The 11,964-nt window shown below is 66.3% G+C and carries 14 protein-coding genes and 1 pseudogene; 6 read left to right on the forward strand and 9 right to left on the reverse strand.

Annotated features, from left to right (window positions below):
* Positions 1-214: pseudogene (locus Q8N40_RS00410) on the forward strand (5-methyltetrahydropteroyltriglutamate--homocysteine methyltransferase); the annotation flags it as partial.
* Here Q8N40_RS00410 and Q8N40_RS00415 read toward each other — a convergent pair.
* From Q8N40_RS00415 to Q8N40_RS00430, 4 genes are all read right to left on the reverse strand, one after another.
* On the reverse strand, positions 211-456 hold the full coding sequence (locus tag Q8N40_RS00415) for a hypothetical protein (RefSeq protein WP_305710401.1): 246 nt from the start codon (positions 454-456) through the stop codon (positions 211-213). The pseudogene Q8N40_RS00410 and the gene Q8N40_RS00415 overlap by 4 nt on opposite strands.
* Entirely contained in the window at positions 453-2,171 is a 1,719-nt protein-coding gene (locus Q8N40_RS00420; protein ID WP_305710402.1) for an amidohydrolase family protein, read from the reverse strand. The genes Q8N40_RS00415 and Q8N40_RS00420 overlap by 4 nt, the downstream gene beginning before the upstream one ends.
* Entirely contained in the window at positions 2,171-2,581 is a 411-nt protein-coding gene (locus Q8N40_RS00425; protein WP_305710403.1) for a nuclear transport factor 2 family protein, read from the reverse strand. The genes Q8N40_RS00420 and Q8N40_RS00425 overlap by 1 nt, the downstream gene beginning before the upstream one ends.
* A gap of 118 nt (positions 2,582-2,699) precedes the next feature.
* A complete protein-coding gene (locus tag Q8N40_RS00430) occupies positions 2,700-3,128 on the reverse strand; it encodes a hypothetical protein (RefSeq protein WP_305710404.1) in 429 nt (142 codons plus the stop codon).
* A gap of 175 nt (positions 3,129-3,303) precedes the next feature.
* Between Q8N40_RS00430 and Q8N40_RS00435 the strand changes: the two genes are divergently transcribed.
* On the forward strand, positions 3,304-4,998 hold the full coding sequence (locus Q8N40_RS00435) for a GMC family oxidoreductase (protein WP_305710405.1): 1,695 nt from the start codon (positions 3,304-3,306) through the stop codon (positions 4,996-4,998).
* A 26-nt stretch (positions 4,999-5,024) separates the two neighbouring features.
* On the opposite strand, the gene aroC is transcribed toward Q8N40_RS00435, so the two are convergent.
* The 3 genes from aroC to fabI all read right to left on the reverse strand — a co-directional run bounded on the left by aroC (position 5,025) and on the right by fabI (position 7,769).
* Positions 5,025-6,113 carry a chorismate synthase gene (aroC, locus tag Q8N40_RS00440; protein ID WP_305710406.1) on the reverse strand — a complete coding sequence of 363 codons (1,089 nt, stop codon included), beginning with the start codon at positions 6,111-6,113 and terminating at the stop codon, positions 5,025-5,027.
* 225 nt (positions 6,114-6,338) lie between these two features.
* Positions 6,339-6,938, reverse strand: a complete 600-nt coding sequence (locus Q8N40_RS00445) for a histidine phosphatase family protein (RefSeq protein ID WP_305320303.1) — start codon at positions 6,936-6,938, stop codon at positions 6,339-6,341.
* 12 nt (positions 6,939-6,950) lie between these two features.
* Positions 6,951-7,769, reverse strand: coding sequence for an enoyl-ACP reductase FabI (gene fabI / locus Q8N40_RS00450; protein ID WP_305710407.1), 819 nt, complete (start codon positions 7,767-7,769; stop codon positions 6,951-6,953).
* A gap of 199 nt (positions 7,770-7,968) precedes the next feature.
* Here fabI and Q8N40_RS00455 point away from each other — a divergent pair, with 199 nt between their 5' ends.
* On the forward strand, positions 7,969-8,457 hold the full coding sequence (locus Q8N40_RS00455; protein WP_305710408.1) for a sigma-70 family RNA polymerase sigma factor: 489 nt from the start codon (positions 7,969-7,971) through the stop codon (positions 8,455-8,457).
* A gap of 79 nt (positions 8,458-8,536) precedes the next feature.
* Positions 8,537-9,307: an anti-sigma factor gene (locus Q8N40_RS00460; RefSeq protein ID WP_305710409.1), complete on the forward strand. Its 771-nt coding sequence runs from the start codon at positions 8,537-8,539 to the stop codon at positions 9,305-9,307.
* A gap of 201 nt (positions 9,308-9,508) precedes the next feature.
* On the opposite strand, the gene Q8N40_RS00465 is transcribed toward Q8N40_RS00460, so the two are convergent.
* Together Q8N40_RS00465 and Q8N40_RS00470 are read right to left on the reverse strand one after the other, a co-directional pair.
* Positions 9,509-10,462: a DnaJ C-terminal domain-containing protein gene (locus Q8N40_RS00465; RefSeq protein WP_305710410.1), complete on the reverse strand. Its 954-nt coding sequence runs from the start codon at positions 10,460-10,462 to the stop codon at positions 9,509-9,511.
* Positions 10,463-10,567: 105 nt separating this feature from the next.
* Entirely contained in the window at positions 10,568-10,978 is a 411-nt protein-coding gene (locus tag Q8N40_RS00470; protein ID WP_371135580.1) for an RT0821/Lpp0805 family surface protein, read from the reverse strand.
* Between the two features lie 123 nt (positions 10,979-11,101).
* On the opposite strand from Q8N40_RS00470, the gene pdxH reads away from it, so the two are divergent.
* Both pdxH and Q8N40_RS00480 read left to right on the forward strand, forming a co-directional pair.
* Entirely contained in the window at positions 11,102-11,743 is a 642-nt protein-coding gene (gene pdxH / locus Q8N40_RS00475; protein WP_305318174.1) for a pyridoxamine 5'-phosphate oxidase, read from the forward strand.
* A 24-nt stretch (positions 11,744-11,767) separates the two neighbouring features.
* Positions 11,768-11,964 (forward strand): SDR family NAD(P)-dependent oxidoreductase (locus tag Q8N40_RS00480; protein ID WP_305710411.1); only part of this gene is annotated, 197 nt, incomplete at its 3' end.

An 11,964-nucleotide genomic window follows, 5' to 3' on the forward strand; every position in this document is an offset into this window, starting at 1 on the left:
GGTCATGCTGGGTGTCAGCGACCTCAACGATCCCGAGATCGAGACTCCGGAGAAGATCGCCGGCCGCATCCGCGCCGGCCTGAAATACATGTCGCCCGACAAGCTGCTGCCGGCGCCCGATTGCGGCATGAAATACCTGCCGCGCGCGACGGCCTTCGGAAAGCTGAGGTCCCTGGCCGCTGGAGCGGCGATCGTCCGAAAGGAATTGAGCTAGCGGGCGACGACCGGGCCGCGGGGGGAGACCGTCACCGACTTCTCGATGCTGCCGCGCGTCGCCTTGGCCGTCCAGTGGCCGTCGGCGCCGCGGCGCAGGTCATGGACGTCCTTGTAGCCCAGCGTCTGCAGGCGGACCTTGGCGTCGGCGCTCCCGATCGTGCCGGCCGGATTGGGCTTGGTCTGGGCCGAAGCGGCGCCGGCCGCAAGGATCAAGGCGAGAGCGAGGAAAATCCGGCTCATGACGCCAGCTTGCCCTTCAGAACGTGGCCGAAGTAAGCCCCGGTCGCCTCGCCGTTCTCGAACGCCACGGCACCGTTCACGAGCGTGGCCTTGATGCCCTCGGCCTTCTGCACCAAACGGCGGGCGCCGCCGGGCAGGTCTGTTTCCACCGTCGGCAGGCACGGCCGGACGCCGTTCTCCTCGAACAGCACGAGGTCGGCACGATAGCCCTCGCGCACGAGGCCGCGGTCGTCGAGGTCCCACGCCTTGGCATTGTCGTGGGTGATCTTCTTGACCGCCTGCTCGAGCGTGAAGGCGCCGCGCTTGCGCACCCAGTAGCTCAGCAGATGCGTCTGCAGCGACGAGCCCATCTCCTGCGCCACATGGGCGCCGGAATCGGAGAAGGTTGCGAGCGTGCGGTCGTGCTTCAGGATGCCGAGCACGTCGTCCGGCGATTCGTTGACCAGCGGCTGGACATAGACCTGGTTCTCGTTGGCCAGCGACAGGTCGATCATGACTTCGACCGGATGTTGCCCGCGCGCCCGGGCGAGTTGCTCGACCGTCGGATCGTCCCAGTCGACGCCGTTCATGGCGAACAGGTTGGCATAGTCCGGCTTGCGCGGATCCGTGGTCGCGGCCCCGCCTCCCTGGAAAACATTGTCACGCGGCTTCATTCGTTCTTCGGCCGCCACCAGCTCGCGCCGCACCGCGGGATCGGCCAGCCGCCGCTTCTGCTCGTCCATCGGCAGATCGCGGACCTTGCGCCACGCCGGCAGCACGTCGAACGGCAGGTAGGATTTCAGCGAAAAGATCGCATTGATCGACCGCGTCGTGCCCTGGCCGAACATGCGGCCTCCGGCAGCAACGGTGTCATCGATGTACTTGGTCTGGTAGGCCCAACCCGTCGGATCGTCGCCTTGCTTGGTCGCCAGTACGCCGAACATGATCGGCCGCTTGTAGGCGAGAGCGACTTGGCGCAAGCGCGCGAGGAACGCGCGGTGGGCCGCGCCGCTCGCGATGTCAGGCCCGATCTGGAAGATGCCGGCGTCGAGCTCGGCCATCGCAGCGATGATACGATCGATCTCCTCCCACTCGGCGATGCGGCTGGCCACAGGGGTGTCGTCGGGCGTCACATGCGTGGAGGCGCGCGAACTGGAGAAGCCCATGGCGCCGGCACGCAGCGCCTCCTGTACCGCGGCGGCCATGCGGATCATGTCGTCCTCGGTAGCCTTCTCCGAAAGCGCCCGCCTGCCCATGACATACATGCGCAGCGCCGAATGGCCAATGTACATGCCGTAGTTGATGGCCTTGGGCAGGCGCTCCACGGTCGCGAGATATTCCGGGAAGGTCTCCCAGGTCCAGTCGATGCCGGCGGCCATCGCCGCAGTCGGGATATCCTCGACCGCCGAGAGGCAGCGCGCGTACCAGTCGCGGTCCTCGGGCTTGCAGGGCGCCAGGGCGAAGCCGCAGTTGCTCATCACCACCGAAGTGACGCCATGCCAGCACGAGCAGGTGCCCAGCGGATCCCAGGCGACCTGGGCATCCATGTGGGTGTGGCCGTCGATGAAGCCCGGCGAGACGATCAGGCCATCGGCATCGATGATCCGCGCGGCCACCGACTTGATGCGTCCGACCTCGACGATCCTGCCGTCGGCGATGCCCACGTCGGCCGTGAAGCGCTTCTTGCCGGAGCCGTCGACGACCGTACCGCCACGGATCACCAGATCGAGAGCCATCAGAGGCGATCCTTCTGCTCGACGATCTTCCAGTAGGTGTCCTTGGCCGAGATCTTGCCGCCGCGGAATGTGTAGATGTCGCAGCCCTGGTAGTTGAGCTCCTCGCCGTCGGCGCCTTTGCCTTTTACGGTCCAGACCGAGATCGCGCGGTTGCCGGCGTAGATGTACTCCTTGTGGTCCCAGCGCATGTCGGGGATCACCTTGAAGCGGTCGGCGAGCGTCTTGCGGATTTCCGCCTTGCCGCGAAGCGTGCGGCCGACCGGCTCCGGCCCGCGCGCCAGCCAGAAGGTGGCGTCGTCGGTGAAGCAGGCGACGATGCGGTCGACGTCGCGGCTGTTGAAGGCCGCCGAAATCGACTTCATGAGTTCAGGTGTGGCGATGTCGGCGTTTGCGGCTGTGATGTCCGGCATACGAAACCTCCCGCGCAGCGTTTCGAAACGATTGCAGGCTTCACCGACGCCGGCAACGCCGAAAGCCCGCCCCGTCTTGCGACGAGGCAGGCGATCGATGCTTGTTGCGGATGAATCCCTACTCGGTGGCGACTTTGCCCTCGGCATCGACAGTGATGCCGACACGGGCGCCGCCGCGCGTGGCCTGGCCGCGCCACTTGCCGTCGGTGCCGTGGGTCAGCCCCTGCACATTGCTGTAGCCATCGGCCTCGATGCGGGCCTGGGCGCCGGCCGAACCGTCCGCGTTGGTGGCCGGCAGGTTGGCAATGTTGGGCACCGTGGCCGACGGCGGGGTGACGCTGGGCGTGGTCGCGCCGCCCGACGTGGTGCCCGGCGGCATGATCGTGGCGCCGCCGACGGCGGGCGCCCCGGGAACGGCGGGAGTCGTCACGGCGCCTGGGTTCACGGACGGGGTCGTCACGGTTCCGGAACCGACCGACGGCGGAGTGACGGTCTGGGCGCCGACGGTGCCGGCGGCGGCCAGAAGCGCCAGGGTCAATGGGGCCAAGGTCAACAAGGTGCGTTTCATGGTCTGCTTTCCTCCTCTGTTCGGGGGCCTCCTCCGTTGGGGGCACAGTCGGGGAACGCGCTCCGCGGTTTCCAGTTCCGCAGCCGATTCTTGCTTTGGCCACATCGGCCCGCGGGCGTGCTAGCGTGGGTCCAACAAACAGGGGAAATGCACGGTGTACGACTACATCATCGTGGGCGGTGGCTCGGCCGGATCGGTCATGGCCAACCGGCTCTCGGCCAGGAGTTCCAACAAGGTGCTGCTGTGCGAGGCGGGCCAGGACACGCCGCCGGGCAAGGAACCGCCGGAAATCGCCGACAGCTATTCCGGCACGGCCTATTTCGACCCGCGTTTCCATTGGACCGAGCTCAAGGTCCATACCCAGATCGTCAGCCACAACAATCCGCAAGAGAACCGGCCGCCGCTGCGCAAGTACGAGCAGGCGCGCGTGCTGGGCGGCGGCTCGTCGATCAACGGCCAGATGGCCAACCGCGGCGCCCCCACCGATTACGACGAATGGCAGGCGCGCGGCGCCGCCGGCTGGGGCTGGAACGATGTGCTGCCCTACTTCAAGAAGGTCGAGCGCGACCTCGATTGCGACGGGCCGCTGCACGGCAAGGACGGCCGCATCCCGGTGCGCCGCATTCCAAGGGAGCACTGGACCAAGCACAGCCAGGCCATGGGTGAAGCCTGCAAGCTCGCCGGCTACGCCTATCTGCCAGACCAGAATGGCGAGTTCGTCGACGGCTATTTTCCGGTGACGCATTCCAACCAGGACGAACAACGCGTCTCGGCGGCGATGGGTTATCTCGATCGCGACACCCGCAAGCGCAGCAATCTGACGATCTCGACCAATACCGTGGTGAAAGAGTTGCTGTTCGAGGGCACGCGCTGCGTCGGCGTCAAGGCGCTGGTCGATGGACAGGAACAGGAGTTCCGCGGCCGCGAGATCATCCTGTCCTGCGGCGCGATCCATTCGCCGGCGCATCTGCTGCGCGCCGGCATCGGCCCGGTCGGGCATCTCCGGGAGATGGGCATTCCCGTGCTGATGGGCCTCGCCGGCGTCGGCCAGGGCCTGATGGATCATCCCTCGATCGCGCTGTCGTCCTACGTCCGCCGCGGCGCGCGCATGAACGAGCACACCCGCCGCCACATCCAGATGGGGCTGCGCTACTCCTCGGGACTGGCAGGCACGCCTGCCGGCGACATGTTCGTCGCCGTGCTGAGCAAGTCGGCCTGGCATGCGGTCGGCAAACAGATCGCCTCGGCGCTCACCTTCGTCAACAAGACCTATTCGGAAACCGGACAGGTCAAACTCGCCTCGCGCAATCCGCAGGCCGAGCCGATCGTCGAGTTCAATTTGCTGTCCGACAAGCGCGACCTCGACCGCCTGATGAGCGGCTTTCGCAAGATGGCGGCGATGCAGATGAGCGCGCCTTTGCAGGCGGTCACCGACAAGCCGTTTCCGGCTTCCTACACCGACCGCGTCCGCAAGATCGGCGTGGTCAATACGAAGAACAAGGTCCTCACCTCGATCGCCGCACTGCTGATGGACGGCCCGGCGGCGCTGCGCCACGCCATGATCGACAATTTCATCGTCGAGGGCTTTACCTTCGAGCAGGTGATGAGCGACGACGAGGCGCTGGAAGCCTTCGTCCGCAAGGCGGCGATCGGCGTCTGGCACGCCTCCTGCTCGCTGCGGATGGGCCGCGCCGACGATCCGATGGCGGTGGTCGACACGCAGGGCCGGGTCAAGGGCATGCAGGGCCTGCGCGTGGTCGACGCCTCGATCTTCCCGGTGGTGCCGTGCGCCAACACCAATTTTCCGACGCTGATGGCGGCGGAGAAGATCGCGGATGGGATGGTGTGAGGGAGGGCGCCGTTAGTGAGCGCGCCCTACCCGCCCACCTGCCCGCGATGCCTGAGAAATTGATCCGCCAGCACGCAGGCCATCATGGCTTCGCCGACCGGCACCGCGCGGATGCCAACGCAGGGATCGTGGCGGCCTTTTGTCTGTATGCCGGTGTCGTGGCCGCTGCGATCGACGGTCTGGCGCGGCGACAGGATTGAGGAGGTCGGCTTGACGGCGAAGCGCGCCACCACCGGCTGGCCGGTGGAGATGCCACCGAGCACGCCGCCGGCGTGGTTCGTCAGGAAACGGGTGCCGTTGTTGCCGGTACGCATCTCGTCGGCGTTTTCCTCGCCGGACAGTTCGGCGGCGCCAAAACCGGCGCCGATCTCGACGCCCTTGACGGCGTTGATGCTCATCAGGGCTGCAGCCAGTTCAGCGTCGAGCTTGGCATATATCGGCGCGCCCAGGCCGGGCGGCACGCCTTCGGCGACCACTTCGATCACCGCGCCGATCGACGAGCCGCTCTTGCGGATGCCGTCGAGATAGCCCTCGAAGAACGCGGCCTTGTCCTTGTCGGGACAGTTGAACGGGTTGCGCGCAATCTCGTCCCAGTCCCATTTGGCGCGATCGATCCTGTGCGGACCCATCTGCACCAGCGCGCCGCGCACGGTGACGCCGGGCAGGATTTTTCGCGCGATGGCGCCGGCGGCGACACGGGTCGCGGTTTCGCGCGCGGAGGAGCGACCGCCGCCGCGGTAATCGCGCAGGCCGTATTTCGCCTCATAGGTGAAGTCGGCATGGCCGGGGCGAAACTTGTCCTTGATCTCGGAATAGTCTTTCGAGCGCTGGTCGGTGTTCTCGATCAGGAGCGCGATCGGGGTGCCGGTGGTCACCTGCACGCCGGTCTCCGGATGCGCCATCACGCCCGAGAGTATTTTGACCGCGTCCGGCTCCTGGCGCTGGGTGGTGAAGCGCGACTGGCCGGGACGGCGGCGATCGAGATCGAGCTGGATGTCCTCGTTGGTCAGCGGCAACAGCGGCGGACAGCCATCGACCACGCAGCCGATTGCGATCCCGTGGCTCTCGCCGAAGGTCGTTACCCGGAACAGGTGGCCGAAGGTGTTGAAGGACATTTTGTATTTTCCGCAGCTGTGCGGATTGTCGTAACGCGCGGTGTTCGAGGGGTCAAATCACCTGAGTTAACCACGCCGGCACGGCACGCACAGTGCGCCCCCTCTCCCGCTCTTGCGGGGGAGGGCTGGGGTGGGGGCTCTCTCAGCGGCGGGACTCGCTGAGAGAGCCCCCACCCGCCTCGCTTTGCTCGGCACCCTCCCCCGCAAGCGGGAGAGGGGAGGAAATCACCCATGCTTCGTCAGCTTGCCCTCGCGGAACACGTACACCACGCCCTGCCCGATCGGGATCTCCGATGCCTCCGAGGGCGTGGCGATGCCGAGCGCCACCATCAGCGCCCGCATGGTGCCGCCATGGGCAACCGTGACGGTATCGCCTTGCAGGGAATCGAACCATTCCCGCATCCGCAGGGTGACGCTGGCGTAGCTCTCGCCCGAGGGGGCGGCGACGCTCCATTTGTCGGCCAGGCGCGACGCAAACGTGGCGGCGTCGTGCCGCTCCATCTCGGGCAGCGTCAGGCCTTCCCACTCGCCATAGGCGATCTCGCGCAGCCGGTCGTCGAGGTCGTAACCATCCGGCGGCAGCCGCAGGGTCTCGCGCACCAGTTCCATGGTGAGCCGCGCGCGGCCGAGCGGGCTTGCGACGAACGGCAGCGCGGACGCCGCGTGACCATGGCGCGCGATCAGGCCGGCGAGGATGCCGCCGGCTGCCGCGGCCTGGGTGCGGCCGAGATCGTTCAGCGGAATATCCTGCGTCCCCTGGAAGCGTCCGGCGGCATTCCAGGCGGTTTCGCCATGGCGAATGTAGTAAATGACAGGCGCAGGCATGGGACGCTCGAACTAATCCTTCGCCAGCGAAATATCCGGCGCGTCCGGGCGCTTCATGCCGACGACGTGGTAACCGGCATCGACGTGATGTACTTCGCCGGTGACGCCGCGCGACATGTCCGAGAGCAGATACAGCGCGCTGTCGCCGACTTCCTCGATCGAGACGGTGCGGCGCAGCGGCGAATTATATTCGTTCCATTTCAGGATATAGCGGAAATCGCCGATGCCGGACGCCGCCAGCGTCTTGATCGGGCCCGCCGAAATCGCGTTGACGCGGATGTTCTTCTCGCCGAGATCGGCGGCGAGATAGCGCACGCTGGCCTCCAGCGCCGCCTTCGCCACGCCCCTCACGTTGTAATGCGGCATCCACTTCTCGGCGCCGTAATAGGTCAGCGTCAGGATCGAGCCGCCGTCGGTCAGCAGTTTTTCGGCGCGCTGCGCAATCGCGGTCAGCGAGTAGCAGCTGATCAGCATGGTCTTGGTAAAGTTGTCGGCGGTGGTTTCGAGATAGCGGCCGTCGAGCTGGTCCTTGTCGGAGAACGCGATGGCGTGCACGACGAAATCGATCTTGCCCCATTTCTCCGCGAGCACGGCGAAGGCCGCGTCGATGGTGGCGGGTTCGGTGACGTCGCAGTGGCCGAGCGTGATCCCGTCGAGCTCCCTGGCCAGCGGTTCGACCCGCTTCTTCAGCGCGTCGCCCTGCCAGGTCAGCGCGATCTCGGCGCCCGCCGCGCGGCAGGCCTTGGCGATGCCCCAGGCGATCGAGCGGTTGTTGGCGACGCCGAGGATCACTCCGCGCTTGCCTTTCATGAGACCTGCATTTTGCGACATTTAGGTTTCCAATCGACCTCTGGGATCAGGTCTGGAGGTACACCAGCGACCCCAACTGGTATAGCCCTAATCCACCGCCGGATTCGCCGGTTTGGTCCGCAACCTTAACAGCCGGAATAGTCACGGCATTTCGGTGTTATGATGTGATGGGCGTTGGCGCGAGGTTGGGCGCCGCCGCGGCAACCCGAGATCTCTGTCAATGACCGCATTTCGTCAGAGCGTCGAAGCCATGATCCCGGCGCTGCGCCGCTATGCGCGCGCGCTGGCGCGCGACGCCGACATCGCCGACGATCTGGTGCAGGACACGCTGGTGCGGGCGCTGCGGTCGGAAAAGCTGTTTCTCGGCGGCGATATCCGAAGCTGGCTCTACACCATCCTGACCAACCTCAACAAGAACCGGCGACGCTCGCTTGCGCGGCGGCCGCAATTCATGCCGCTGCTCGACAACAATGCCGACGCCAGCGGCACCGAGGCCGAGGGCCGCGACATCGCCCGCGCGCTCGCCACCCTGGTCGAGGAACAGCGTTCGGTACTGCTGCTGGTGATGCTGGAGGGGCTCAGCTACCGCGAGGTCGCCGACATTCAGGCCGTGCCGATCGGCACCGTGATGTCGCGCCTCGCTCGCGCCCGCGCCCATGTCAAGGCCGCCCTCGAGGGCGAGCGGCCGGCGCTGCGGCGGGTGAAGTGATGGCGTTATCTGTACATGCAATCCGAAGAAAAATTCCGAGAGAAGCCGAGAACATTTCGACCAAGAAGAGACAACGACAATGACCGAGCCGAAAATTCCCGTTACCGAAGACGAACTGCACGCCTATATCGACAATGAGCTGCCGCCGGAGCGGCGCGGCGATGTCGAGGCATGGCTCGCGGCGCATCCTGACGATGCCGAACGGGTGCAATCCTGGCGCGCGATGGCGGAAGCGCTGCATGCGCGCTACGACTCCGTCGCGGACGAGCCGGTGCCGAAGCGGCTGGAAATCGAGCGGCTGGTGCGAGCGCCGCGCCACTGGATGGTCGGCGCCATCGCAGCGACGCTGGTGGCGTTCATTGGCGGCGGCGGCGCCGGCTGGCTGGCGCATGGCGTGGCGGCTTCGCCGTCGGCATTCCAGAGCGTGACGCGCGAGGCGCTGATCGCACACCGGCTTTACGTGGTCGAGGTTCGCCATCCGGTCGAGGTGCCCGGCAACGAACGCGCGCATCTGCAGACATGGCTGACCAAGCGCTGCGGCTGGGTGGTGTTCGCACCGGAGCTCGACGCCACAGGATTAAAACTGGTCGGCGGCAGGCTGTTGCCCGGTCCGAACGGGCCCGCCTCGTTCCTGATGTATGAAAGCGCATCGGGCGAGCGTTTTACGGTCTACGCCGCCAAGGCGACCTCCGAGACGACGCAGATGCGATATGCCACGCAGGAAAAGGACGGCGCGCTGTTCTGGGCCGATCGCGGCGTCGCCTTCGTGGTCAGCGGCAGCAGCGACCGCGACCGCCTGACCCAGGTGGCGCGACTGGTCTACGACGCCACCGAGAAGCACGGGGGGTGACGGCGCGGCGATGCCCGTCCAAATTCCGACACCGAAAATCTGGAATCAAGTCATCGGCGCGTCTCAAAATCGCACCGGGTGACCACGCGATGGTGAGGGGCGTTCGATCCGCCGATCGACGCGAAGCGGCCTCGGCTGGGGTTTTTGTACCGCGCTGGTCCCCCGGTCGAGGCCGCACCCTTTTCGTTCGGTGTGGTTTGCTCAGGTAATATCGCTGCGCGGATTATATTTGTGTCCGTCGCGCCACTTTTGCATCAACGCCTCGAGCTCGGCATCGTTCCCGTCCGGCAGCACGATGCGGGCGGTGACGAACAGGTCGCCGTTGCCGCCGCCGGGCTTCGGCAGGCCCTTGCCCTTGAGGCGAAAGGTCCGGCCGCTCGAGGTGTTTTTCGGGATCGACAATTCGACCGCGCCGCCCAGCGTCGGCACCCGAACCTTGTCGCCGAGCACCGCTTCATACAGCGTCACCGGCAGGTCGACGCGCAAGTCGCTGCCGTCGACCTTGAAAAAGGCATGCGGCGCGATCGAGATCGTGATCAGGAGATCGCCGGGCCGGTGGCCGGGCGCGGTCTCGCCCTGCCCTTTCAGCCGGATCTGCTGACCGGCGATCACGCCGGCGGGCACCTTGACATTGAGTTCCTTGCCGCTCGGCAACCGGACGCGCTTCTCGATGCCGTTCGCCGCCTCTTCCAGCGACACCGTCATCGCGACGGACAGATCGAGATCGAGCCCTATGCCGCCGGTCTCGAACTCGAAAGTACCGCCGGGTCCCGGCCGCGCGCCGCGTCCGGCAGCGCCGAACATGCTGTTGAGAATATCCTCGAAACCGCCGCCGGCGGGGCCCCCGCCGCCGCGGAAGGTATGGCTCTCGAAGCCGCCTGGCGAGCCGCCGCGGTTACGCGGATCGCCGCCGGGAAAGCCCTGGAAGCGCGGCTTGCCCTCGGCGTCGATTTCGCCGCGATCGAACTGCTTGCGCTTGTCCTCGTCGCCGAGGATCTCGTTGGCCGAATTCAGCTCGGAGAAACGCGTCTGCGATTTCGGATCGTTCTTGTTGGCGTCGGGGTGATGCTTCTTGGCGAGCTTGCGATAGGCGCTCTTGATCGCCGCAGCACTGGCGCCCCGCGGCACCCCCAAGACCTCATAGGGGTCGCGCATCCGTCTCGTCTCCTCTGGGGAAATCAGAACTCAGATCATAGCTTGCGGGCCGCCGGCCCGCTTCAGACTTCATCTGGGGTGCCCGTGGTATTTTTGCAACGGGGATTACCCCCGCCGCCACGGCTTTAGCGTATGAATTTCCCAGCGGCCATGGCCGGCCTTGCAGGCGGCGCCCTGCAGCCAGCTCTCGGAGCGGCCGTTGACGTAGCTCGCCAGGAAATCGCGGCAGATCCGGCCATCGTCGGACGAATAGGCCTGCGCCAGCGGCGTCACCGAGCCGCGGGCGCCGGTTTCGGGATTTTCCCAGGGCTGGCTGGAATCCTTGGTGCCCTTGGTCAGCACGTCGGAGGCGGCGGTGCGGGCTAAGGCCAGATCGGTCTCGGTGGGCACCGACGGCTGCGCCGGCCCGATCGATCCCGTCACTTCCCTGTCCTTGTCTTCCATTCTGGCAAAGGCGCCGTCGCCGCGGGACAGGCTGCAGCCCCCGGAGCCGAGGCCGATCAGAATCAACGTCACCACCGCGCCCGCCGGTCTGATCGCCGGTAGGCCAATGCGTTCCCATGTCTTATATAGGGCGAGCCTACATGGGGACTGCAACGCGCTCTGGGACGCGGGCGGACGCAACTCGGAACTCCTGACATGACCGACACAACCTCCATCAAACACCCGACACCGTTAACATCAGGTGATTTCACCGCGGCCGAGCAACCGTTTGCGCTGTTCGGCGAATGGTTCGCCGAGGCCGTCAAGGCCGAGCCGAACGATCCGAACGCGATGGCGCTGGCGACCGTGGACGCCGACGGGCTGCCCGACGTGCGCATGGTGCTGATGAAAGGCTACGACGCCGACGGTTTTGTCTTCTACAGCCATGTCGCCAGTCAAAAAGGCCGCGAACTCGCCACAAATCCTAAGGCGGCTTTACTGTTTCACTGGAAATCGCTGCGCCGGCAGGTCCGCATCCGCGGCAACGTGTCGCCGGTAACCGACGCCGAGGCCGACGCCTATTTCGCCACCCGCCCGAAGCAGGCCCAGATCGGCGCCTGGGCCTCGAAGCAGTCGCAGCCGCTGGAGAGCCGTTTTGCCTTCGAGCAGGCCATTGCCAAGGTCGCGGCCAGGCACATCGTCGGCGAAGTGCCGCGGCCGTCGGGCTGGAGCGGCTGGCGCATCGAGCCCGCACGGTTCGAATTCTGGCACGACCGCCCGTTCCGCCTGCACGACCGCATCGAATTCGCTCGCGCGGCGCCGGACCAGGCGTGGTCGAAGACGCGGCTTTATCCGTAGTACCTGAACGTCTGAAGGACCTTTATGCCGAATCCAACCAACCACGGCCCGCGGCGCACGATGCTTCTGACCGGAGCCAGCCGCGGCATCGGGCACGCCACCGTGATCCGCTTTTCCTCGGCGGGCTGGCGCGTCCTGACCTGTTCGCGGCATCCCTTTCCCGAGGAGTGCCCGTGGGGCGCCGGACCCGAGGACCACATCCAGGTCGATCTCGCCGACCA

It is taken from the genome of Bradyrhizobium sp., assembly GCF_030693485.1.
GTDB lineage: Bacteria > Pseudomonadota > Alphaproteobacteria > Rhizobiales > Xanthobacteraceae > Bradyrhizobium.